Source organism: Hymenobacter jeollabukensis (assembly GCF_005771675.1).
Lineage (GTDB): Bacteria > Bacteroidota > Bacteroidia > Cytophagales > Hymenobacteraceae > Solirubrum > Solirubrum jeollabukense.
This window is the reverse complement of the sequence record NZ_VAJM01000009.1, coordinates 199,064-221,867: the sequence shown is the minus strand read 5'-3', so window position 1 is coordinate 221,867 and position 22,804 is coordinate 199,064. Positions and strand designations below refer to the sequence as shown.

Annotated in this window: 26 protein-coding genes; 12 read left to right on the top strand and 14 right to left on the bottom strand. The window is 62.2% G+C overall.

Features of this window, described 5'->3' with window-relative positions:
- The first annotated feature begins 99 nt into the window (after positions 1 to 99).
- The 3 genes from FDY95_RS17835 (at position 100) to FDY95_RS17825 (ending at position 1,673) form a co-directional block, all read left to right on the top strand.
- Positions 100 to 561 (top strand): hypothetical protein, encoded by a 462-nt coding sequence (locus tag FDY95_RS17835; RefSeq protein WP_138079841.1) that lies wholly within the window; start codon positions 100 to 102, stop codon positions 559 to 561.
- Between the two features lie 77 nt (positions 562 to 638).
- A complete protein-coding gene (locus FDY95_RS17830; RefSeq protein ID WP_138079840.1) occupies positions 639 to 1,061 on the top strand; it encodes a hypothetical protein in 423 nt (140 codons plus the stop codon).
- 78 nt (positions 1,062 to 1,139) lie between these two features.
- Positions 1,140 to 1,673, top strand: a complete 534-nt coding sequence (locus FDY95_RS17825) for a GNAT family N-acetyltransferase (RefSeq protein WP_138079839.1) — start codon at positions 1,140 to 1,142, stop codon at positions 1,671 to 1,673.
- Positions 1,674 to 2,026: 353 nt separating this feature from the next.
- Here FDY95_RS17825 and FDY95_RS17820 read toward each other — a convergent pair whose 3' ends face one another.
- Entirely contained in the window at positions 2,027 to 3,064 is a 1,038-nt protein-coding gene (locus FDY95_RS17820) for a hypothetical protein (RefSeq protein WP_138079838.1), read from the bottom strand.
- A gap of 267 nt (positions 3,065 to 3,331) precedes the next feature.
- On the opposite strand from FDY95_RS17820, the gene recA reads away from it, so the two are divergent.
- The 4 genes from recA (at position 3,332) to FDY95_RS17800 (ending at position 7,814) form a co-directional block, all read left to right on the top strand.
- Positions 3,332 to 4,420, top strand: coding sequence for a recombinase RecA (recA, locus tag FDY95_RS17815; protein WP_138079837.1), 1,089 nt, complete (start codon positions 3,332 to 3,334; stop codon positions 4,418 to 4,420).
- Positions 4,421 to 4,700: 280 nt separating this feature from the next.
- The gene (locus tag FDY95_RS17810; protein WP_138079836.1) at positions 4,701 to 5,528 is read left to right on the top strand and encodes a DUF3108 domain-containing protein; all 828 of its coding nucleotides are present in this window, start codon (positions 4,701 to 4,703) and stop codon (positions 5,526 to 5,528) included.
- Positions 5,529 to 5,817: 289 nt separating this feature from the next.
- Positions 5,818 to 6,528, top strand: coding sequence for a response regulator transcription factor (locus FDY95_RS17805; protein WP_138079835.1), 711 nt, complete (start codon positions 5,818 to 5,820; stop codon positions 6,526 to 6,528).
- A 107-nt stretch (positions 6,529 to 6,635) separates the two neighbouring features.
- The gene (locus tag FDY95_RS17800) at positions 6,636 to 7,814 is read left to right on the top strand and encodes a sensor histidine kinase (RefSeq protein ID WP_246074066.1); all 1,179 of its coding nucleotides are present in this window, start codon (positions 6,636 to 6,638) and stop codon (positions 7,812 to 7,814) included.
- Between the two features lie 95 nt (positions 7,815 to 7,909).
- Here the strand turns inward: FDY95_RS17800 and FDY95_RS17795 are convergent, their stop codons facing one another.
- Positions 7,910 to 8,092 (bottom strand): hypothetical protein, encoded by a 183-nt coding sequence (locus tag FDY95_RS17795; RefSeq protein WP_138079834.1) that lies wholly within the window; start codon positions 8,090 to 8,092, stop codon positions 7,910 to 7,912.
- 130 nt (positions 8,093 to 8,222) lie between these two features.
- On the opposite strand from FDY95_RS17795, the gene FDY95_RS17790 reads away from it, so the two are divergent.
- From FDY95_RS17790 to FDY95_RS17775, 4 genes are read left to right on the top strand one after another with little or no spacing between them, the layout of a single operon-like run.
- Entirely contained in the window at positions 8,223 to 8,474 is a 252-nt protein-coding gene (locus FDY95_RS17790) for a hypothetical protein (protein ID WP_138079833.1), read from the top strand.
- Positions 8,475 to 8,511: 37 nt separating this feature from the next.
- The gene (locus FDY95_RS17785; protein WP_138079832.1) at positions 8,512 to 9,243 is read left to right on the top strand and encodes a hypothetical protein; all 732 of its coding nucleotides are present in this window, start codon (positions 8,512 to 8,514) and stop codon (positions 9,241 to 9,243) included.
- A 29-nt stretch (positions 9,244 to 9,272) separates the two neighbouring features.
- Positions 9,273 to 10,427, top strand: a complete 1,155-nt coding sequence (locus FDY95_RS17780) for an SHOCT domain-containing protein (protein WP_138079831.1) — start codon at positions 9,273 to 9,275, stop codon at positions 10,425 to 10,427.
- Between the two features lie 4 nt (positions 10,428 to 10,431).
- Positions 10,432 to 11,490: a DUF3089 domain-containing protein gene (locus FDY95_RS17775; protein ID WP_138079830.1), complete on the top strand. Its 1,059-nt coding sequence runs from the start codon at positions 10,432 to 10,434 to the stop codon at positions 11,488 to 11,490.
- A 98-nt stretch (positions 11,491 to 11,588) separates the two neighbouring features.
- Here the strand turns inward: FDY95_RS17775 and FDY95_RS17770 are convergent, their stop codons facing one another.
- The 7 genes from FDY95_RS17770 to rplM all read right to left on the bottom strand — a co-directional run bounded on the left by FDY95_RS17770 (position 11,589) and on the right by rplM (position 16,442).
- Positions 11,589 to 11,957 (bottom strand): hypothetical protein, encoded by a 369-nt coding sequence (locus FDY95_RS17770; RefSeq protein ID WP_138079829.1) that lies wholly within the window; start codon positions 11,955 to 11,957, stop codon positions 11,589 to 11,591.
- A gap of 41 nt (positions 11,958 to 11,998) precedes the next feature.
- On the bottom strand, positions 11,999 to 12,421 hold the full coding sequence (locus tag FDY95_RS17765; protein WP_138079828.1) for a hypothetical protein: 423 nt from the start codon (positions 12,419 to 12,421) through the stop codon (positions 11,999 to 12,001).
- A 159-nt stretch (positions 12,422 to 12,580) separates the two neighbouring features.
- Complete coding sequence (locus FDY95_RS17760; protein WP_138079827.1) at positions 12,581 to 13,261, bottom strand: carboxypeptidase-like regulatory domain-containing protein; 681 nt, start codon at positions 13,259 to 13,261, stop codon at positions 12,581 to 12,583.
- A 391-nt stretch (positions 13,262 to 13,652) separates the two neighbouring features.
- On the bottom strand, positions 13,653 to 14,489 hold the full coding sequence (gene tsf / locus FDY95_RS17755) for a translation elongation factor Ts (RefSeq protein ID WP_138079826.1): 837 nt from the start codon (positions 14,487 to 14,489) through the stop codon (positions 13,653 to 13,655).
- Positions 14,490 to 14,765: 276 nt separating this feature from the next.
- Entirely contained in the window at positions 14,766 to 15,533 is a 768-nt protein-coding gene (gene rpsB / locus FDY95_RS17750; RefSeq protein ID WP_111478282.1) for a 30S ribosomal protein S2, read from the bottom strand.
- A gap of 21 nt (positions 15,534 to 15,554) precedes the next feature.
- On the bottom strand, positions 15,555 to 15,941 hold the full coding sequence (rpsI, locus tag FDY95_RS17745) for a 30S ribosomal protein S9 (RefSeq protein WP_111478281.1): 387 nt from the start codon (positions 15,939 to 15,941) through the stop codon (positions 15,555 to 15,557).
- A gap of 48 nt (positions 15,942 to 15,989) precedes the next feature.
- Positions 15,990 to 16,442 (bottom strand): 50S ribosomal protein L13, encoded by a 453-nt coding sequence (gene rplM, locus FDY95_RS17740; RefSeq protein WP_138079825.1) that lies wholly within the window; start codon positions 16,440 to 16,442, stop codon positions 15,990 to 15,992.
- Between the two features lie 192 nt (positions 16,443 to 16,634).
- On the opposite strand from rplM, the gene FDY95_RS17735 reads away from it, so the two are divergent.
- The gene (locus FDY95_RS17735; RefSeq protein WP_138079824.1) at positions 16,635 to 18,113 is read left to right on the top strand and encodes a hypothetical protein; all 1,479 of its coding nucleotides are present in this window, start codon (positions 16,635 to 16,637) and stop codon (positions 18,111 to 18,113) included.
- A gap of 80 nt (positions 18,114 to 18,193) precedes the next feature.
- Here the strand turns inward: FDY95_RS17735 and FDY95_RS17730 are convergent, their stop codons facing one another.
- From FDY95_RS17730 to FDY95_RS17710, 5 genes are all read right to left on the bottom strand, one after another.
- A complete protein-coding gene (locus tag FDY95_RS17730) occupies positions 18,194 to 18,907 on the bottom strand; it encodes an RluA family pseudouridine synthase (RefSeq protein WP_138079823.1) in 714 nt (237 codons plus the stop codon).
- Positions 18,908 to 19,082: 175 nt separating this feature from the next.
- Positions 19,083 to 20,108 (bottom strand): YeiH family protein, encoded by a 1,026-nt coding sequence (locus FDY95_RS17725; protein ID WP_317129500.1) that lies wholly within the window; start codon positions 20,106 to 20,108, stop codon positions 19,083 to 19,085.
- A gap of 83 nt (positions 20,109 to 20,191) precedes the next feature.
- Entirely contained in the window at positions 20,192 to 21,103 is a 912-nt protein-coding gene (locus FDY95_RS17720) for a LysR substrate-binding domain-containing protein (RefSeq protein ID WP_138079822.1), read from the bottom strand.
- A 183-nt stretch (positions 21,104 to 21,286) separates the two neighbouring features.
- Positions 21,287 to 22,174, bottom strand: a complete 888-nt coding sequence (locus FDY95_RS17715) for a YitT family protein (RefSeq protein ID WP_138079821.1) — start codon at positions 22,172 to 22,174, stop codon at positions 21,287 to 21,289.
- Positions 22,175 to 22,350: 176 nt separating this feature from the next.
- Entirely contained in the window at positions 22,351 to 22,761 is a 411-nt protein-coding gene (locus tag FDY95_RS17710; protein ID WP_138079820.1) for a hypothetical protein, read from the bottom strand.
- Positions 22,762 to 22,804 lie beyond the last annotated feature (43 nt).

Here is a 22,804-nt window from a genome sequence, read left to right as displayed (position 1 = left end):
CAATTCTGAATTATGAATGCTGAATTATGAATTGGTCGTTCCGCACCAAGCCAGAATCAAATTCATAATTCAGCATTCATAATTCATCATTCTCTTCCCATGGAAGTCCAAGGCTACTACGACAGCTTTTCCCGCAACCTGCACATGGTGGACGACGCGCTGCGCGCCGGCCTCGACCTGCGCACCACGGCCCTCGAAACCTCGCTGCCGCTGGAAATCTACGTGCTGAGCGAGGTGCTCAACCACGGCGGCGCCTCGTTTCAGCTCACCACCGACGGCTTGGCCCGCGTGGCCGAGTTCAAGCAGCAGTACGAAGCCAGCTTCGACAACAGCAACGCCATCATGCGCCGCCTGCTCGACGACGCGAAGGACTACATGAAGACGCCCGAAGGCCGCGTGCTGACCAAGGAAATGCTCATCCGCCGCCTGGAATTTTTCAACGAAGCCGCCCGGCAGATGAACGTGATGCGCACCCAGCAGTCCTTGGGCAGCCCGGCCCAGTACCGCCACCCGCACCTGAGCGAAGCTGCCCTGATTTCGACGCTGCCGGCGCAGCGGTAAGCAGATTATGGTTTTACTTGGTGACGCCGCGGTTTACCAGCCGCGGCGTTATTGCGTTTAGGTTGGTCCATTGCCATATGTTGCTCAGAGAGTTATTAGGCCGTTCCATTATCCGGATTTCCGCTCAGTTTGGCCTCGTTGATGGCTGGCTCGATACGTGCTACTGCTACCTGCAACTGGATAACGGGCTGGTTATCGACCTGCCTTCGATGGTCGAATCCCTTGAGGACGGAGTGGGCACGCAGGACGCGCTACCTGCCGGGTCAACGGAGCTAACTCATCGGGTACCGTTTGTGTTGAATCAACCTATTGTGGGCATCATCAGCTATGAGTATGAAGACGACATACTCACTGCCGCGCTGCTGGAACTTGCCAACGGTTATCTGCTTACCGAGGTGAACATGGCGCCAAGTGGTACCGGAGCGGCTGCGCTGTGGCACCTGGCCTCACTCGCAGATGTAGAAGCGCAGTTTGGTCCTGATTATCGTCGCCTCGCGTAGCGCGCCTGGAGTTTGCCCACTGAAACCAGCCCGCGCGCAACCGTTCCGCACCGCCTTACGTGTGGAAAAGTGCCGCCTATGACGCTCCTGCCTCTGCTGGCCCCGACGCCCCTGCGCACGGCCCGCCTGCTGCTCCGCCCCTACCTGCTCACCGACGCCTCCGCCTTCTTCGCCCTGCTCGATGCGGAGGCGGCGCGCCTGCAACCGGCCTTTCCGCGCCGCGTGGCGGCGGTGCGCACCTACGCCGACGCTGAGCAGCAGCTGCGCCTGTTCACGGAGCAGTGGCGGCAGCGGCGCCTGCTGGTCTGGGGCATCTGGCAGCTCGGCACCGGCCAGTACCTCGGCGACATCAGTCTGCAGCCCGATTCGCCGCGCATCCGCACCGGCGAAATCGGCTACTACCTGGCCGCCGCCGCCGAAGGCCAGGGCTACGCCCGCGAGGCCCTGGCCGCCGTGGTCGACTTTGCCTTTGCCATGCTGCACGCCCGCCAGCTCACCCTGCGCTGCCGCCCCGACAACCAGCGCAGCCAGGCCACGGCCGAGGCCCTGGGCTTTCAGCGCACCGGCATCGACGAGCCCGGCATCTGGCACTACACGCTCAGCCGAGCGTAACCGCGGTGGAATCCACCTTATTCCAGGTAGCAGGTCTGTTCTGCATTTACTCGAACCCTACCGGGCCTGCTGCTACGCGCAAAACTGCTGCCGCGAGGCACATAGGACATCCCAGGTACCCGGAAACCATTGATTTTACCCAAGTGCGACGTCACATGAAGGCAAAAACCGTGGTTTTCGTCCTCATGTGACGTCGCACTTGCCCGGAAACCACAGTTTTTATCCTCATGTGACGTCGCATATGCCCGGAAACTGTGGTTTTCGTCCTTATGTGACGTCGCACCTGGGCAAAACCAATGGTTTCTGAGCACCTGGCACCTCCCAGGAGCCGTTCAGCCTCGTCGTCTTGCCGCTTATTCCCGCTTGAGCGTGGTCAGGCGAAATTCGCGGTTGAAGTTGATGTAGGTGCCGAAGGAAAACTCGATCTGCTTGTTGGTGAAGTCGTAGAACGGCTCGAAGCGGGTGCTGAGCGTGAGGCCGTCGGTGAGGCGGTAGTCGCTGAAGAAGCGCAGAATCAGCAGCTGCCGGTGGCGCTCGGTGTAGTCGGGGTTGCGCACCGTGTAGGAAATCGACTGGTAGAGCGGGCCGCCCAGCGGCGCCACGAAGCCCGTGCCGCTCCAGTAGCTGACCTGGATTTTCGAGAAGCGCGTATCGGCGCCCAAGTTCAGGTAGAGGCCGGTGCCGTTCTTGTAGGGCAGCTCCCGCGTGAAGGAATAGTCGTGGAAAAAGGTACCGTAGGCGTCGGCGTACCAGCTATGTAGGAACTTGCGGCCCACTTCCTTGCGCACGCGCAGGCCGCTGGCCACGTTGAACAGGGTCTGCAAGGGCGTTTCGATGGTGTCGAGCTGCCCGCCGCGGTGGGTGGCCAGAAACTGAAACGGCACCCGCACCAGCCAGCCGCTGGAGTCGCGCACCACGGCCGCGTCGGCTACCAGCCCGCCGGCAATGCGCTCCTGGAAGTCGCTGAAGCGGTACTGCTGCCGCTGCCAGTCCACCCAGGCATCAATGTTCCAGCGGCGGGTGGTGTACTGGTACTGCATGCCCTCCTCCAGCCGCTTGAGCATCACCCGCTCGAAGTCGAACAGCGGCTCGATGTAGTTGTGGTTGAGGTGGGCGTCGATGTTGCCGAACAGGATGCGGTGCGGACCCGTCTGGTAGATGGCCGTAAACAGCGGCTGCACCTGCCGCATCCGCGGGTTGCCGTAATCTTTATAGAGAAAGATGCCGCCCTCCAGCCGCAGCTTGGGGCTGGGAAAGTAGGCCAGCCGGGTGGCCAGCTGGGTGCCGTAGTAGGTGCGGCCCTCGAAGATCTTGTTGAAATATTCGTTATCCTTCGTGAACAGAAAGCTCTGCACCGCCAGCCGCAGCTGATTGTCGTACTCCGGCCGCACCGGGGCGCGGTACTGAAACGCCCGGTTGTCGAGCTGACCCCATGCTAACGGACTTATAAAATACAGAACCCCAGCTACTAATAGTTTTAGCAAAGATTTTCTCATATATTTATTGCGCAGTTGGCACAAAAAGACGGTCGGCTGTGTTAGAAAAAGCTGCCTGCAACGGACGCTGACGCGGTTTTCACCGTAATAGCTCCCGTCCCGGCGGCTTGGCCCGAAAGGACTTTCAAACCTACATCATATCTCCCCAACCCCCAGCAACACATGGCTGCTACCACTGACAAGACGGTCAACCAACAAGCCGAGAAACTCAAGGCGCTTCAGCTCACGATGGATAAGCTCGACAAAGCCTACGGCAAGGGCACCGTCATGAAGCTGAGCGACAACAAAGTCGGCGACATTCCCGCCATCAGCACCGGTTCGCTCGGGCTGGACATTGCCCTTGGCATTGGTGGCCTGCCCCGCGGCCGCGTCGTTGAGATTTACGGCCCGGAATCGTCGGGTAAGACCACGCTGACCATGCACGCCATTGCCGAAGCCCAGAAGAAGGGCGGCATTGCCGCGTTCATCGACGCCGAGCACGCCTTCGACCCGATCTACGCCCAGAAGCTCGGCATCGACACCGAAAACCTGATCATCTCGCAGCCCGACAACGGCGAGCAGGCCCTCGAAATTGCCGACCAGCTGATTTCGTCGGGTGCCATCGACATCATCGTTATCGACTCTGTGGCCGCCCTGGTGCCGAAAGGCGAACTGGAAGGCGACATGGGCGACTCGAAAGTGGGCCTGCACGCCCGCCTCATGTCGCAGGCGTTGCGCAAGCTCACCGGCACCATCAACAAGACCGGCTGCCTGTGCATCTTCATCAACCAGCTGCGCGAGAAAATCGGCGTGATGTTCGGCTCGCCCGAAACCACCACCGGTGGTAACGCCCTGAAATTCTACGCCTCCGTCCGCCTCGACATCCGCCGCATCGGTCAGATCAAGGAAGACAAGGATAACGTGACCGGCAACCGCACCAAGGTGAAGGTGGTGAAAAACAAAGTCGCGCCGCCCTTCAAAGTGGTCGAGTTTGACATCATCTACGGCGAGGGTATCAGCAAAGTCGGTGAAATACTCGACCTGGCTACCGACATGGGCATTATCGCCAAGTCGGGTTCCTGGTTCTCGTACAACGGCAACCGCCTCGGCCAGGGCCGCGAAGGGGTGAAAACCATTCTGCAGGACAACCCCGAGCTGGCCGACGAAATCGAAGCTAAAGTACGCGCCATGGCCAAGGGTGAGCCCGAAGCCGTAGCCGCCGCCATTCCGGTGGACCTGAGCGGCCCCGAGGACGGCGAAGACACGCTGTAAGCCTCTCTGCTTTCATTTGGAAAAGCCCGCGACTGGTGTCGCGGGCTTTTTTCGTTTGGTGTCGACCGCGCTACGACGTTGAGGGCGCGGACGACATAGTATCACACCGGGTCACAATTTCTTAGCCGCTGAACTACAGCCACATCAACATCCGTTAAGCTGCCAACGGCGGAAATCCCGTATATGGGTTTCGTGTGGCAACGGCGCCCGGTATATTTGCTTGGCACCTGCTTTGCCTAGCATCAAAAAGCCCCAGATTGCATATCGTTTACTTGCTTACATGAACCGTCGCCCCTGGCTTCTGCTTTCCCTACCTGCTTTGCTGAGCGCCGGCCTGATGGCCTTCGCGCCAAACGAGGCGCCGCGTACCGTCCGCAACGATAGTTTCGGCCGCGGCGAGACGATGCAGTACAAAGTGCACTACGGCCTGCTTACGGCCGCCGAAGCCACCATCGAGCTGTCCGACGACATTCACAAAGTGAACGACCGGCCCTGCTACAAGGCCACCGTGACGGGCCGCACCACCGGCTCCTTCGACCTGTTTCTGAAAGTTCGCGACACCTGGCGCTCCTACATCGACACGACGAGCATTCTGCCGCAGCGCTTTTTCCGCAACATCGAGGAAAACAACTACCGCAAGCGCGAAACCGTGGACTTCGACCACTACAAGAATACGGTGGACGTGGAGTCTCACAAACGGGATAAGAACAAGATCAAGCGCGAGTCGTTCAAGGTGCCCGACAATGTGCAGGACCTGGTCAGCGGCTTTTACTACCTGCGGACGCTGGACTACAACAACCGCAAAATCGGCGAGGTGATGAACGTGAAGGGCTTCTTCGACGACGAGGTATTCGACATGACGGTGAAGTACATGGGCCGGCAGAACGTGGAAACCAAGGCCGGCGTCATCCGCGCCATCCGCCTGACGCCCAAGATGCCCAAGAACAAGCTGTTTCGCGGCGAGGACGCCATTTCCGTGTACCTCTCCGACGACCGGAACAAGATTCCGGTGCTGTTCGAGGCGGAAATGTTCGTCGGCTCGGTGAAGATTGACATGTACAAATGCAGCGGCCTGAAAAACAAGCTGGCCGTGGTAGCGAAGAACTAGACCACGGATTCGACGGATTTTTCGGATTACGCGGATTTCGTGGACGATTATTGAGCCGAGGCTGACCGCTTCGGCTCATTTTTTGGTGACGAACTGAGCCGGCACTAACACAAACAGCTCAGCCTTGCGGTCGGGCTGTCTCGTCTGACGGACAATCGTCCACGAAATCCGCGTAATCCGAAAAATCCGTCGAATCCGTGGTTCACAATATGGTAACACGCACACTCCCCGGCTAGGCGGTATTTTTGTGGCGCAACGCGTGCCTTTGCTCACCTAAGTCATTCCCGCCGTGCAACATTCCGCCGCTTCCGCTTCCACGCCCTACAAGATTCTGGTGGTCGACGACGACCCGGACATCGTGGAGCTGCTCGAATACAATCTGCGCAAGGAAGGCTACGAGGTGGCTACGGCCTCCGACGGCCGCAAGGCGCTGGAGGTGGCCCCGCAGTTCGGGCCCGACATCATCCTGCTCGACGTGATGATGCCCAACCTCGACGGCATTGCCGCCTGCCGTGAGCTGCGCGCCATGCCCCGCTTCAAGGACACCTACATCCTGTTCCTGACGGCCCGCTCGGAGGAGTTTTCGGAAGTAGCCGCCTTCGACGCCGGCGCCGACGACTACCTGAGCAAGCCCATCAAGCCCCGCGCCCTGATGAGCCGCCTGGCCGCTGTGGTGCGCCGCGACCTGGAGCCCGCCGGCCCCCAGTCCGACGTTATCGACATCAACGGGCTGCGTATCGACCGCACGGGCTTCGCCGTGTACCAGGACGGGCGCAAAATCACCCTGCCCAAAAAGGAGTTTGAGCTGCTGGCCTTCCTGGCGGCCTCGCCCCACAAGGTTTTCGGCCGCGACGAGCTGCTGCAGAACATCTGGGGCAACGACGTATTCGTGCTGGCCCGCACCGTGGACGTGCACGTGCGCAAAGTGCGCGAGAAAGTGGGGGAACACCACATCCAGACCATCAAGGGCGTGGGCTACAAGTTCAACGCGGATAACTGATTAATTGTCAAATGGCTGCCTTGTTAAATGGCCGACCGTTCTGTCTTCCTGAACGGCCAGCCATTTAATGAGGCAGCCATTTAGCCATTTAAACAACGACTTTTGCGGTGAAGACCAACCAAACCGTCGCCGGGCTGTGGCGCGCCGTGGTGGGCCGCGTCGTGCAGGAGCCGGCCGTCCGCAGCGCGTTTTCGGCCCAGGAGGCGCCCATTCCGTTCGTGTTTCGCCTCCATCTGTCGTCCCGGGCCATTGCCGTCATCATCGCGCTGCTGGTTGCGGGCGTGCTCACGCTGTTTGCCTCGGCGGTGCCGCAGCTGCCGTTTCAGCAGGCCGTGCTGGCGGGGGGGGTCACGGTGGCGGCCTGCTTTCTGCTGGTTTACCTCTCGTTTGAGGCGTTAATGTTCCGCGAGGTCAACCAGATTTACTCGGGCCTGGAGCACGTCAAGCGCAAGGAGTTCAAGAAGCTGTCGAACAAGTTCCTGTTCCGGCCCGAGCCGCTCAAGCGCATGCGCGAGGAAATCCTCGACATGGCCGTGCGCCGCCAGAAGGAAATCGACGAGCTGCGGCGCCTGCAGCAGTTGCGCTCCGACTTCCTGGCCGACGTGTCGCACGAGTTGAAAACACCGATTTTCGCCGCCCAAGGCTTTGTATACACCGTGCTCGACGCGGGCGAAGACGAGGTATTTATTCGCGAGAAGTTCCTGCTCAAAGCCGCTTCCGCCCTCGACGCCCTCGACGCGCTGGTGCAGGACCTGGTCACGATTTCGCAGCTGGAAAAGGGCGTGGTGCGCATGCGCCGGCAGGCTTTCGACCTGGCCCTGCTGGTGCGCGAAATCTTCGATCATCTGGAACAGAAAGCCAGCAAGCGGCAGATGACGCTGCACCTGCAGCCCGACCACCTGCCCGCCGAAGGAATGCCGGTGCTGGCCGACCGCAACCGCATCCGGCAGGTGCTCGTCAACCTCATCGACAACGCCATCAAGTACGGCCGCGAGCAGGGCCACGTCACCGTCCGGCTTGCCGACGTGGGCAAGTCGGTGCGCATCAGCGTGCACGACGACGGTGAAGGCATTGCTGAAGAGCACCAGCGCCGCATCTTCGAGCGGTTTTACCGCATCGACAAAAGCCGCTCACGCGACGCGGGCGGCTCGGGCCTGGGCTTGGCCATCAGCAAGCACATCGTGGAGGCGCACAAGTCGACCATCCGGGTGCGCAGCAGCGCCGGGCAGGGCACCACGCTGGAATTTAAGCTGCCGCGGGCCCGGCAAACGCCGCCCGCCGGTTAAGGCTGGCGCTGATTATAGATTGATGCCAGCCCACTACACGGAAAACGGCCGCCGGAGCTTCCGGCGGCCGTTTTCTATATATGTCAGCAAGAAACTTAGCTGGACTTGCGGCCGGAGCCGCCGGGCTTTTTGCCGCCGCCGTCGTGCTTGTTGACGGTGGCCCAGGCGCGGCGTTCGGCTTCTTCTTCCGAGAGGCCGCGCTTTTCGTAGCTGTCTTCGATGTGTTCGGCCTGGCGTTTTTGCTTGTCCGTGTACTTGGACTTATCTCCCTGTGGCATGGCTGTGGATGGTTGGAGTGAAAGGAGCGCGGCAACTGATCCTGTTGTACGCGCGGGCCTAAACCGCGGTTTGAGTAGCCCGGCGTTTGCCGCCCCAAGGTGGTATCTTCGCCCCGCCAAATACCTGCCCATGCGCCACGTAGCCGACATTCCGCACCCCGACATGAAACTCACGCTGCTGGCGTGGAACGGCAAGTACCTGCTCAAGTGTGAGCAGGGCCCGCTGGAACAGACCTACAAGGTGGCCGAGCTGGACTTGCTGGGCGGCGACGCCGAGCTGCCGCAGCTGCTCGACGAAGCCTTCGTAGCCGCCGTGCTGCGCCGCTTCGCCGACATGCGCGCCGACTTTGGCGCCGCCCTCGAACGCCACGATTTGGTGTAGCTTGGCCTCCCCCTCTCTCACTACAACCTCCTTGCTGATGACAACCCCATTTTTCCGCGCTTTGCTGGCCGGGCTGCTGCTCTTGAGCCTGCCCGCCGCGGCGCAGGTATACGACGTGCGTACGAGCACCGTGAGCGTGGACAAGCGCGAGCGGCCGGCCCTGAAAGTGCAGGTGGAAGGCCCCGCCAAGGAAGCCCGCGAGTTCTGGCAGCAGTTTCTGAAGGACAGCTACAACATCAAGCTGCGCGCGGGCGGCGTGCTCGGCATCGGCGGCAATAAGGACGTGCTGCTGGCCAAGCAAACGCCGGTTTCGAGCGTGTCGGGCAAGCTGCTCGACCTTTATACCAACGTGGTGGCCCCCACCGACAGCACCGCCGAGCTGCAGGTCTTCGCCGCCTTTGACAACGGCAGTACCTGGCTAGACCCGGACAAAACCGCCTCGGAGTTTGCCGCCCTGCGCACCATGGTGCAGAACTTTGCCCGGGACTACCGCCCCTACCACTACAAGCTCGAGGTGGCCGCCGCCGAAAAGCAGCTGGCCGATGCCGAAAAGGAAAAGGCCCGGCTCGACAAGGAAATCAAGACCTTGGCGGCCGATACGGTGAGCAACCTGGCCAAGATGCAGCAGCTGCGCGAGCAGAACGTGCAGCATGCCACTAAAATCAAGGAAGACCAGCAGAAACTCACGCAGAACGCCACCGAAACCGAGCGCCGCAAGATTCTGGTGCAGCGCCGGCGTGACCGACTGTCCGCCCTCGACCGTAAGTAGCCTGAACCGCCGGTCCTCCTCCGCTCCCCATGGATAAGCCCACTCCGTCTCCCCTCGATACCCTGCGTCAGCTCAAGGAAATGCTCGACGCGGGCGCCATTACCCAGGACGAATTCAACAGGCTGAAGCAGCAGTTGCTGTTCGGCGAAACCAACGCCGCGCCGCCCGCCGCCCCGGTCGACGTACCCGCGGAACCCGTAGCAGTACCGCCTTTCTCGTTCGATGCGCCCACCTCGGTAGCCGGTCCCCACGTCATTCCCCCACCCATCGACGACCCGCTGCTGCCGCCGGTGGCCGCGCCCTACGGTGCGCCGCCCCTGGAGCCGGTGGTGATTGACCCTGGCACCCACCGCCCGACGGAAGGCCCCATAGGCTCGTCGCCGGTAGCATATGAGGCTGACGAGCCCGTGGAAGCTCCGCGTCAGTCGCCGCTGGGCATGGTGCTCATCATCGGCGGCGTGGTGGCGCTGCTGGCGCTGATTGGCTACCTGGTGCTCGGCAACCGCAGCTCGGAGCGCCTGACCAGCAACTCCATCACCGCCGCTGATACCACCGCCGTAGCCGTGGAAGAAGGCCCGCAGGCGGCCCAGCTCGATCTGCCGCCCGTGCAGGCCCCCGAAACCGTGCGCGTGCAGCCCACCATCCCACTGACTTCGCAGCCGCTGGACTCCGTCGGCGCCACCGGCAGCACCACCGGCCCCGTCACCGACGCGGCGGCGCTGGAGGCCGCTACCCGCGCCAAGGTGCAACGGGTGCTTACGGCCTTCTACAACGACCTGCTGACGGCGCCTTTCAACGCCAGCCAGCACTTTGCCCCGCAGGTGGAGCGGTTTTTCTCCTTGCAGAACACCACGCCCGCCGGTATCGAGGATGAGCTGAACCGCACGCACTTCCCCGAATTCACCGAAAGCCGCATCAGCTTCGACCCGAGCACGCTGCAGATCAGCGCCCCCGACGCCGATGGTGCCGTAACGGCCACCTTCCAGGAGCGCGGCCGTTCCCTGCGCAAGTCCCTGAACCAGTACCAGCAGACCTTGGCCCAGGTGCGCGCCCGCTTCGACCGTAGCGGCAAGCTGACGTACTTCCGCCAGGAGCGCCTGCTCGAAAACACCTTCACCGACGCTAAACCAGCCGCCCCGGTCACCACCACGCCGGACGCGGGCACCACGCCTCAGCAGAACTAGCCGCATGGGCGCCTCCTCACGGTCAGGCTTCTGGTGGCCGGCAGCGCTGGTGCTGCTGATGCTGATTAGTGGCGGCTGCATCCGGCTCATCAAGCCCCTGCGCAGCTTCGAGCACTACACGCCGCCGCCCGCGCCCGACTACAGCCGCCCCGAGAGCTGGGCTACCCTGCCCACCCGCGCCGATTCGGCCGATGCCGTGCCGCTGAACTCCGGTCTGCGCAGCCGCCAGGCCAGTGCCCCGGCCGACGTGTTCTTTCTGCACCTGACCACGCGCGTGCGCCCGCGGGGCTGGAACACGGACATTGCCAACCGGCACGTCAACCGCTACACCGACCGCTACAGCATCCGCACCCAGGCCAGCGTGTTCAACGCCGCCGGCCGCGTGTATGCTCCGCGCTACCGGCAGGCCACGCTCTACTCCTTCTTCGACAGCACCGCCAACAGCCGGCAGGCTCTGGCCCTAGCGTATGCCGACGTCAAATCGGCTTTCGAGTACTACCTAGCTCATTACAACCAGGGCCGGCCCATCATCATTGCCGCTCACAGCCAGGGCACCTACCACGCCCGGCGCCTGCTGCGCGAGTTTTTCGACCGCGACCCGGCCCTGCGCCGCCGCCTCGTAGCCGCCTACCTCGTCGGGCTGAACGTCGACACGCTGGGCTACCGGGCGCTGCGCCCTTGCCGCGACTCGCTGCAAACTGGCTGCTACGTGAGCTGGAACACCGGCTCCTGGGGCCACGACTATCCGCCTTACGACGGCGCCCTGGTCACCAACCCGCTCACCTGGCGCGTCGATACCGCCTACGCGCCTGCCCGCCTGAACCGTGGCAGCGTCCCTCTCTCCTTCAAGCGCCTCGACCAGCCCGGCGTGGCCGATGCCCAGGTCCATCAAGGCATCCTCTGGACCCACCCTTCGGGCCGCCGCGGCTACTTCCGGTTTCCGCTGCCGGGCAAGTGGGAGCTGCGCCACTCCTACCACCTCAACGACTACGGCCTGTACTACCTCAGCGTGCGGCGCAACGCTAGGGCCCGGTTGCGCGCCTGGCAGCGTGCCAACCCGTAGGTTGAAACTAATTCCACGCGTTTTGACCAGTGAGGCGTACAAACAAGAAAGCCCGCTGGCATTGTGCCAGCGGGCTTTCTGTCAGAAGCAAAAGTGCCTTAGTTCAGCACCGAAGCTTGGCCTTTCATTACCTGACGAGCCATAGCCAGGTTGGTGTCAGCCGAGTTGACGGCCAGGTAGATGAACTTGCCGCCGTCGGCCGACAGCTTCAGCAGGTGCAGCTGGTCGGTCAGCGTCAGCAGAATATCCTGCAGCGTTTGATTGAGCTTCAGGGCCTGGATGGCCTTCAGCTTTTGCTTGATAACCTCCGTGTTGTAGGCAGCGGCGGTTTCGGCATCGAACGTAGCCAGGTTGGAGTGGTGGGCCAGCGGCATACCGGTTTCGGTCTCCACGACGGCAACGGCAACCAGCGAGGGGATTTCCTTCAGAATGTTCTGGACAGCTTGTTGCGGGGTAATGTTTGCCATGAAAGGGTGAGGAAAAGAGGTGGTGGATGTTAAAAAGAAGGTCAGTTGGAATGGCGACGCATCACGTCGCGGACCAGCGCCATGTTGGTATCGGCGAGGCGCACGGCTACGTAGCACAAGCGCTGCCCGTCGGGCGTAGTGCGCAGGCAGTGCAGCTGTTCGTCGAGCACAATCACCAGGTCATTGAGCTGCTGGCCGGCCAGCCACGGCGCGGTCAGGTTTTTTTGAGTCTGACTAATCAGCTCCGCGTTACGGCTGCTGATTTTGTAGGGGTCGAAGCTGGCCACGGTGGTGTAGGCGGCCAGGGTTTTTTTCGACTGGATATCCACTACCGCGGCGGCTACCAGCTCGGGCAGCTCACGTAGCAGGTTGGAGATGACCGCGTCGGCCTTGTAACGTTCGATGCCTAATGCGTCTCCCGTGATTTTCTTCACAACCGTTTTGTGCAGAAAAGGAAGTCTCATGTAGCGGAATTTCGGCAGTCAGGAAGCATGGAAATAGTAGCCCGGCTGGGCCCGACAAAAGTCCCTTCGCCGCAGCGGAGGGACTTTTGCAGTGAAGTCAAGCCCAGGCGGCGCTCCGGCTTCTTGCGTTCCGTGTTGCGCCGCTGGCCTTTTCTCAGGTTAGAAGAACAGCCAGCGCTTTTTCGGTGCGCGCTCAGCTGCGCGCGGTACCAGAGTTACGTTCTCAGTAGCTCCGGCTCGTACCTGCAGTTCTTCTTCGGCGTAGCCGCCGTAAGCGTACTGCAGCGTGGCTTTCTGGCCGGCCGGAATGCGCATCGTGTAGGTGCCGTTGGCGTCGGTGCTCACGCCCGTGCGGGTTCCTTTTTGCAGCACGGTGGCGCCTACCAGGGGCCGCCCGTTTTCGTCAAGAATGCGGCCACGTACGGCCACCATGCGCATGGCGCCGGCGGCTTCGGTGCCCATGGCGGCATCCGTTACTTCCGTCACGGCCGGCAGGTTTTCCGTCGGCGTAGTGGGCAGGTTGGTGCCGGCAAACACGGCCCCACCAACCAGCGCACCAGCCGTTACCAGCATGGCAGCCCGGCGGCGGAAACGCTCCGGTTCTGTCCGAATCAAATCAAACTGCCGCTGTACCCAGCCTACCGGCTTGACACTGTGGCCAGCATTTTTCATTTCGTAGAAGCGGCGGAGCGTTTCGTCAGCCAAACCTTTGTTGGCTTTCAGATAGGCGTCCACCAGTTCGGTGTTTTCGCTTGTGAGGTCCCCGCGCAGGTAAGCGTCCCTGTAAGCGGGCAGCAGTTCACCGGTGGCGCGGTGAAAAGGCGTAGCGCTAAGTTTCATTTTTGGAAAAGGTTAGATTGTTGCAGTGGCAAGAAGCCGGTGGAGAAGCGGGGTACAAAAGTGGGCGTTATTGACTCTATTATCATCTTACCTGGTCTGCCCAAGACCGTAATTTCGCCGAACGGGGCACTTTCCTAGCTTAAAGCAAGATTTTGCTAGTCGAATGCGCTTCCCATTTTGACACTACCAAAGATAATATTTTATCGGTATCATACAATAGATTAGAAGCAATTAAATATTTTAACCTACCTATTTGATCTGCTTTTAGCATGGTATCATATATCATTGGAAGGGCGTTTACGGCCGTAAAGCGTTTGAGTTCCGCTTTGGCAATAAAAAAAGCCCGCTGGTAAGTACCAGCAGGCTTTTTCCGTATTAGTTACTAGGTGTTTTACGCACCAATAGCCACGCGCTTGAAGTCCGTCACCGTCATGCCTTTCGACGTCTTGTCGAGCAGCTGGGCGATGGTCAGCGAGCCGTCTTTCACGAACTCCTGGTTCAGCAGGGTGTTTTCCTTGTAGAACTTGTTCAGCTTGCCCTGAGCAATCTTCTCCAGCATAGCTTCGGGCTTGCCTTCGGCACGCGCCTGCTCTTTGCCGATTTCGATTTCGCGCTCCACGGTAGCCGAGTCCACACCGTCTTTGTCAACGGCTACGGGACGCATGGCTACGATCTGCATAGCCACGTCGCGGCCTACGCCGGCTACGTCGGTGCCGCCGGTGTTCTTCAGGCCCACCAGTACGCCTTTCTTGTTGTCCGAGTGGATGTACGAAGCCACTTTCTCGGCGTTCAGCGTAGCGTAAGCTACCACGTCGATTTTCTCGCCGATTTTGCCCATCAGGTCGGTGATGTGCTCCTGCAGCGAGCGTCCGTCAGCCTGCGGGGCGGCCAGCAGGTCTTCCTTGGTCGCGGCGTTGCTCTTCACGGCCGCTTCGATGGCCAGCTGGGCCAGGGCTTTGAAGTCGGCTACTTTCGCTACCGGCTCGGTTTCGCAGGCCAGGGCCACCAGCTTGCCGTTGGTGCCGTCTTCGCTTACGCTGGCCAGCACGAGGCCTTCCGAGGTGGTGTTGTCCGAACGCTTGTCGGCAATTTTCTGGCCCTGCTTGCGCAGGATGTCTTTGGCCTGCTCGAAGTCACCATTGGCTTCGGTCAGCGCTTTTTTGCAGTCCATCATGCCGGCGCCGGTCATAGCGCGCAGCTTGTTCACGTCTTGGGCGGTAATTGCCATAGCGGTGAAAATTGGGAGAGGTTGATGAGGGTTTCTCGTGGATAACTGCGGCCGGTGACTTTAGAACGTCATGTCGAGTGCAGCCGAGACATCTCGCGTGCTGATGCCTGATAGCAACTCAATGATTGATTTTACTATCCAGCGAGATTCCTCGACTTCGCTCGGAATGACGTTCTGCAAAGTCGTTCCTGCTAGCCGCAGCTTAAAAAAGAAGGGAACAACCGGAGCCTGTGTGCTTCGAATGTTCCCTCCTCTCAAATCAGGGGCAGTGCGGGACTATTCGTCGGCGGTCTGCTTTTCCTGGATGGCTTCTTCGTCAGCCTGCTTGCGGTCGGCGTCTTCTTTGTCCACCTTACGCTCCGACAGGCCTTCTTCGATGGCTTTGCCGACGGCGTTGATGATCAGCGAAATCGACTTCGAGGCGTCGTCGTTGGCCGGAATCGGGAAGTCGACCAGCTCGGGGTTCGAGTTCGTGTCGACGATGGCGAATACCGGGATACCCAGTTTCTGGGCTTCCTTCACGGCAATGTGCTCACGCTTCACGTCCACGATGAACAGGGCGGCGGGCAGGCGGCTCAGGTCGGCAATGCCACCGAGTACGCGCTCCAGCTTCTCACGCTCGCGGTTCATCATGAGCTTCTCGCGCTTAGCCAGGGCGGCGTAGGCGGTGTTCTCTTTCACCATCTTGTCGATGGTGCTCATCTTCTTCAGCGACTTGCGTACGGTGGCGAAGTTGGTGAGCATGCCACCCAGCCAACGGTCGGTCACGTAGGGCATTTTCAGGCGCTTCGCTTCGTCCGAAACGATTTCCTGAGCCTGCTTCTTCGTGGCTACGAACATTACTTTGCGGCCCGACTTGGCGATGTTGCGGATAGCCGAGGTGGCTTGCTCCAGCGACGCCAGGGTCTTGTTCAGGTCGATGATGTGGATGCCGTTCTTCTCCATGAAGATGAACGGGGCCATTTTCGGGTCCCACTTACGGGTGAGGTGACCAAAGTGGGCACCAGCATCCAGCAGGTCTTTATAGGTTACGGACTGAGCCATGATAGGAGTTCCTCTGGAAGATTAGCGTTTCGAGAACTGGAACGAACGACGAGCCTTGCGGCGGCCCGGCTTCTTGCGCTCCACCATGCGGGGGTCGCGGGTCAGGAAGCCTTCTTTCTTCAGGGCCGGACGGGCTTCGGCGTTTTCTTCAACCAGGGCCTTCGAAATAGCCAGGCGAATTGCTTCGGCCTGAGCGGCGATGCCTCCGCCGTGCACGTTTACTTGCACGTCGTACTTACCCACGGCATCGACCGTAGCGAAGGGCTGGTTGACGATGGTTTCCAGGAGCTCGTTGCTGAAGTACGACTTCATGTCCCGGTCGTTGATAGTGATATTCCCTTGCCCGGCTTGCATGTAGATGCGCGCCACCGAGGTTTTTCTTCTACCAGAGGTGTTGGTGATTTCCATGAGTTGAGAATCAATGAGACGCGGCCCGCAGCGGGGCTACGCGGTTTTTTACAGGTTGGTCAGCGAAACCGTGGTGGGCTGCTGGGCTTCGTGCGGGTGCTCGGCACCGGCATACACGAACATGTTGCGGTACTGGGCGGCGCCGAGGCGGTTGCCCTGCAACATGCCTTTCACGGCGTGCTCGATAACCGAGGCCGAGTTCTTGGCCTTTTTGTCGCGGAGGTTGATGCTACGCTGACCGCCGGGGTAGCCCGTGTGGCGCAGGTAGATCTTGTCCGTCAACTTTTTGCCGGTCACGCGCAGCTTGTCGGCGTTGATGACGATGACGTAGTCGCCGCAGTCGGCGTTGGGCGTGAACGAGGGCTTGTGCTTGCCGCGCAGAATGTTGGCAATCTGGCTGGCCACTCGCCCGAGCGTGTTGTCGCTGGCGTCAACAACAACCCAGGCCTTATCGGCCGAGGCTTTGTTCACCGAGCGCGTCTTGAAGCTCAGATGATCCATGGATCAGTTTCTTGTGGGGTTGGGTAAGTATTTACGATTCAGCCCGAAACCCTGAGAAAGAAGAAAGGGTCCGGGAAAAACGGACACAAAATTAGTGCTTTTTGCTTGAGAAGCAAAGCAGTAGCGTAATTAATCCAATTCGGGCCCTCACAACGAAGCGGCCGTATCTTCGGCGCCCCAACGCTGCTACGCATGATTTTCGCCGATTCACTGGCTATTCCGCGCCTCCCGGCCCCTAGTTCACCGGCCCCGGCTGAGCGCCGCCTGGCCCTGCGCCTGACGCTGGCCGGCCTGCTGGTTTCGGTGCTGACGGCCTTTCTGACGGGCAATACCTACGACCTGGGCGACAGTATCAACCACTACCTGTTCAGCCGCTACGCCCCCGCGCACCCCGACAATTTCTTTGATTCCTGGGCCAAGCCGGTGTTTGTGCTGCTGACGGTGCTGCCGAGCCAGGCGGGCTTTATCGGCATCAAGCTCTTCAATTGCGTGGTGGCGGCGCTGGCGGCTTGGCAGGCCTACCGCGTGGCCGCGGGGCTGCGGCTGCGCTGGCCCTGGCTGGCGGTGCTGTTCGTGTATTGCACCCCGGATTATTTCCGCATTCAGTTTTCGGGGCTGACCGAGCCGTTGTTCAGCCTGCTGCTGGTAAGTGGGGCAGCGCTGACGGTGCGCAACCGGGCCACCGCGGCGGCCATCGTGCTGTCGTTTCTGCCTTTCGTGCGCTCTGAGGGCTTTTTGATCCTGGCCGTGTGGGCGGTGTACCTGGTGCTGACGCGGCAGTGGCGGGTGCTGCCCTGGCTGCCCTTCGGCTACGTGGTTTATAGCGTGGCCGGCGCCGTGGTGTACCGCGACCTGGGCTGGGTGTTTCACCGCAACGCCTACGAAACCATTTCGCACTACGGCGCGGGCCGCTGGGGCCACTTCGTGCAGCAGCTGCCGGGAATATTGGGCTGGGTGCTGCTGGGGCTGTTCTGGCTGGGCATGCTGGCCGGGGTGCTGAACTGGCTCACGGCCCGCGACGCGGCCCGCCCGCCCGCCTACCGCTGGGCCGAGCGGCTGCTGGTGTACGGCAGCGTGGTGACCTACCTGGGCGCGCACACCGTATTCTGGGCACTGGGCCTGTTCGCCTCCTTCGGCATGACGCGGGTGATGGACGCCGTGGTGCCACTAATGACCGTCATTGCCCTGCAGGGCCTGGCGCTGCTGACGAGCCTGGCCCCGGAGCCGCGGCGGGCGGCGGTGGCCTACGTGCTGGCCGCCGCCGTGCTAGTCTTCCCGCTCACCGGGGCCCGCACCGGCTTCCGCTGGCGCACCGACTTTAGCCGCCCGGCCGAGCAGCAGCTCATTGAAGACGTGGCCGCGCAACTCCAGCCGCGCACCGCCGGCCGCCTCCTGCTCTGGGACCATCCGTACTGGAGCGTCGGCCTGGGCATCGACCCGTTTGATAGCACGCGGCATCAACTGTTGGATACCTGGCGCGAGAACAAGCCCGTGCCGGCGGGCACGCTGCTGCTCTGGGACAACTGGTTTTCGCCCACCGAAGCGCGGGTGAGCTACGGGCAGCTGCGGCAGGACGCGCGGCTGCGGCTGGTGCGCGAAGACTCGGTGCAGCGCGACGCCCGCAAGCCGGAGAAAGGCTACACGCGGCTGGCGGTGTTTGAGCGGCGGTAGGTCAGGCTAATAAAAACGGCCGGTGCGCCGGGAGTTTGTGCAACTCCCGGCGCACCGGCCGTTCCTGTCAACTGACTTGTTTAGCTGTACTGCCGCAGGGTGTCGACGAGCACGCGGAAGTCCTTGGGGTACTCGGCTTCCACGCTGATGGGCTCCCCGTCGAGGCCGGCGAAGGTGAGCTGGCGGGCGTGCAGGGCGAAGCGCTTGATGAATGGTTGCTCCTCCTCGCCTTCCTTCATGTTGAATTTGCGCTTGAGCGTGGAGAGGTAGAAATCCTCGCCGCCGTACATTTTGTCGCCCACGATGGGGGCCTGCAGGTACATCAGGTGCAGACGAATCTGGTGCATGCGGCCGGTGACGGGCAGGCACTCGAAGAGGGTGTGACGGGCGAAGGTTTCGAGGGTGCGGACCAGGGTTTCGGCGTGTTTGCCGCCGGGCGCCAGGCGGGCCTTGCCCTTGGTGGTGGTTTCGATGTTGCGCTCCACCCGCAAGCCGTCGAAGTGGTGCACACCCCAGCCCACGGCGTGGTAGACCTTACGCACTTTGCGGTCCTCAAACTGCATGGCGAGGTTGCGGTAGGCCTCCGGATTTTTGGCCAGGGCCAGGGCGCCGCTGGTTTCCTTGTCGAGGCGGTGGCAGGCCTGAATGTCGTCGTAGTGCTGCCGGGCCAGGCGCAGGATGTTGGGCGCCCCCCCTACCCGCTCGTCGAGGGTGGCCAGGAAGGGCGGCTTGTTGATGACGATGTAGTCATCGTTTTCAAAAATAATGAGGTCCTGAAAAGCGGGCAGCTTCATGAATCACGGATTTGGGCGGATCCTGCCGGATTGCACGGATTTAGTGGACGATTGACCGCGGCGGGGCCAGCGGTGTCGGGCAGATGATCGGACGTGGAATTAGCAGAAAGACTACAAAAGTAACAGAGCCCCGGCTTAGTAGCCGGGGCTCTGCTCGGGTGGGTGGCGGGAGGGGTTAGGCTACGGTATGCAGAATCACCCAGAGCGAGGCGGCCGAAATGGTCAGCCACAGCAGCACGCCCTGCATGAAAGGCTTCGGCCCGACGGCCTTGAGCACCTTGGTGCTGAGCCCGGCGCCGATGAGGAACAGCGTCACGGTCAGGCCAATTTTGGCCAGCTTCACCATCCAGGGGCCCAGCGGCTGCAGCGCGGGCACGTAGGTAGTCAGCAGCATGGCGCCGATGAAGCCCAGGATGAAGTAGGGCAGTTTGACCTTGGCGCCCGGCGTGCGAAACAGCACCGCCGTACCCAGGGCCACCGGGATAATCCAGAGGGCGCGGGCCAGCTTCACGGTGGTGGCCACCTGCAGGGCCTGGTCGCCGTAGTGGCTGGCGGCTCCTACCACCGAGGAAGTGTCGTGAATGGCAATGGCGGCCCAGAGACCGAACTGGTTTTGCGTCATGCTCAGCGCCTCGCCGATAACCGGGAAGAGGAACAGCGCCACGGCATTGAGCACGAACACCGTGCCCAGCGCCACCGACATTTCCTCGTCCGAGGCCTTCACCACCGGGCCGACGGCCGCAATGGCCGAGCCGCCGCAGATGGCGGTGCCGCTGGCAATGAGGTGGGAGGTTTTGGGCGCAATGCCCAGCCAGCGCCCCACGAAGTAGCCCAGGGTGAGCGTACCGAAAATGGAGGCCACGGTGAACAGCAGCCCTTCCTGCCCGGCGCGCAGGGCCGCGTGGGCGTTCATGCCGAAGCCCAGGCCCACTACTGACCATTGCAGCAGCTTGCTGGTGTACTGCTTGCTCTGCGCGGGAAAAGGGTTGCCGATGGTCAGCGCCAGGGCCAGGCCCAGGGCCAGGGCCAGCGGCGGGGAGCCCCAGGGCGTGAGGCAAATCAGCAGGGCCAGCCCGAAAGCCAGCATTTGCGGGGTGATATGGAGGCTACCGACGGTCAGGACCGGGCGGTGCCAGAACGGGACGGAGCGGCTACAGTCTTCTTCGACTGGGGCCGCGGTGGGGTGATGAGCAAGTTTCACGGGTGGGCGGGAATGGGTGGGTGCGTTGCCCCAAAATTACGCCCTTCCCTCCCCGAACGGTTATCAATAATATTTATCGGTAATTACTTCTGGTTATGAGCATCGGTTCCGAACTGCTGGTGGGCGTAGCGCAGAAACTGTTCGGCGGCCCGCAGCAGGGGCTGCCCCTGCAGCCACACCGCCTCGAAATGGCGCGTCAGGCGCAGCTCCTCGATGGGTACCACCGCCAGCTCGCCGCTGGCCAGCTCCTTTTTCAGCCCGCGCACCGACACGAAACCCACGCACTCGGGCGCGGCTTCGAGGTAGGACTTGATGCCCTCGGTGTTGTCGAGGTAAATGGCCACGCGGCACTGGGCCAGACGGATGCCTCGGTCACGCAGGGCCAGCTCCAGCACTTCCAGCGTGCCGGAGCCCCGTTCGCGCAGCACCAACGGGTGCCGGAGCACCTCGGCTAGCGGCTGCGGGGCCAGGGCCGCGCCGGTGCCGCGGCGTACGGCTACCAGCTCGTCGTCGAGCAGAAATTCGTAGTGCAGGTCGCGGTTTTTCACCTGGCCTTCCACCAGGCCCAGGTCGATTTCGCCGCGCAGCAGGGCTTCGGCCACCTGCTCGGAGTTGCCGATAAGCAGGGTCAGCTCGACGCGGGGGTAGCGGGCCTGGAAACCGGGCAGAATGGGCGGTACCACGTACTGGGCCAGGGTGGAGCTGGCCCCGAGGCGCAGACGGCCGGCGGTGGTATCGTGCAGGGTGTGCAGCTGCTCGGCCAGCTGGTGGTGCAGCTCGTGCACCTGCCCGGCGTAGCGCAGCAGCAGCTGCCCGGCTTCGGTGAGGCTCACGCGGTTGCCGCGCCGCTCGAACAGGCGCTGCTCGTAGCTGCGCTCCAGCTCGCGGATGTGCTTGGTGACGGCCGGCTGGGTGATGCACAGCTCCTGGGCCGCCTTGGTGAAGCTCAGGTGCCGGGCCACGGCCTGGAAAACGCGAAGACGGAAATCGGGCATGGTGCGAAGCGCCGGAAACGGCGCCGGGAAGTCAAAAGTAGAGCTGCTGGCTGGCCGGGGCTGCGCACATACTAAACAAAAAGAACGTCATGCTGAGCCCAGCGAAGCATCTCTACCGAACAACGAAGCGGTAGGGATGCTTCGCGGGGCTCAGCATGACGTTCTAGAATATTATGCCGCTTCTTAATGCAGCGGCCGTTTCTTCACCATGCCGCCCTCCGCGTCGTCGACGGTTTGCTGGATGAGGAAGGCCGCGGGGTCGATGCGGCGGACTTCAGTGCGCAGCTGCGGCAGCTCCAGGCGGGTGACGACGGTGAAGACGATGTCGCGGTCCACGTTTCGGTCGCCACGCTTGCCGTAGCCGCGCTTGCCCTGGTAGATGGTCACACCCCGGCCCAGCTTCTCGGTAATGGCCTCGCGGATTTCCTCGCTCAAGTCCGACACGATGGTGACGCCGGTGTACTGCTCCAAGCCGTTGAGCAGGAAATCCAGGGACTTGGAGGCCGCAACGTAAGTCAGGATAGAGTACAGCGCGGGCTCTTTGCCCAGGAAAAACGCCGCGGCGGTGAAGATGAACACGTTCAGAATCAGAATCACGTCGCTGACCTTGACTAGCGGGCTATGCTTGGTGATGAGCAGGGCGGCTATTTCGGTGCCGTCGAGCACGGCCCCGCCGCGCATAGCCAGCCCGATGCCCGCGCCGATGAACAAGCCGCCGAACACGGCCGTCAGCAGCTTGTCGGGGGTGATGTCGGGAATGGGGAGCACGGCCAAGGCCACGGAGAGGCCCGCAATGGCCAGGGCGCTTTTCAGGGCGAACAGGCGGCCGATCTGCCGGTAGCCGAGGATGACGAAGGGCAGGTTGATAACCAGCAGCAGGGCGGCCAGCGGCAGGCCGAGCACCTGGGCCAGCAGCATGGAAACACCGGTCACGCCGCCGTCGATGAAATGGCTGCCGAGCAGAAAGCCCTTCAGCCCGAAGGCGGCGGAAATGATACCCAGGACGACGAGGGCGGTATTTTTGAGCGTTTCGGCCGGCGACGACGCGGGCGGGGCAACGGTAGTAGGCATAGGTAGGGGGGGCGGACAGGCCGCAAAGGCGCCGGCCCATCAGTCGATGGACGGGCGCGTGACTCAGGAGTAGAAAAACGCGGGCAGGCGTCAGCGGCCTAGTAGGAGCCGGCCGGCGACGCAACCGATGGATGAACGGGCAAAGCAGCCGGGCTGCCGCCCGATGACCCTTGCCTTTACGGGCCGTTCGGGACTTCCGATATCAGGCGGGCGGTGGCCTCGCCGCGCGCCGGCTGGACCGGTCGAATGCTGATCGGCGCCGGACGGGGCAACCGGGCCGCTGGCAGGAACAGCGCGGCGGGGAGCAGCGCGGGCGGCAACGGCAGCGGCTCGGGCCCCGGCTGCGGTGCGGCCACTTCGGCGCCCGGCAGCAGGGCCGGCAACACGGCGTGCCGGCTGGCCGCCGCCAGGGCGTCGTCGGTCTGCCGGGCGACGACCGTGGCGGCGGCGAGGGGCCGCTCGGGCCGCAGCAGGCCGCTGAGCAGCAGAGCCAGCAGCAACACCAGCTGGCGCGCGTAGCCGCGGGCACCTCGCCCGTAGCGGGAAGGGTGCTGCAAAAGCTTCATCTGCCGGGAGTTTGCTGCCATGCTCCGGCAAAGGTACCCCAAAATGCGCCGACCGGCCGGCTTA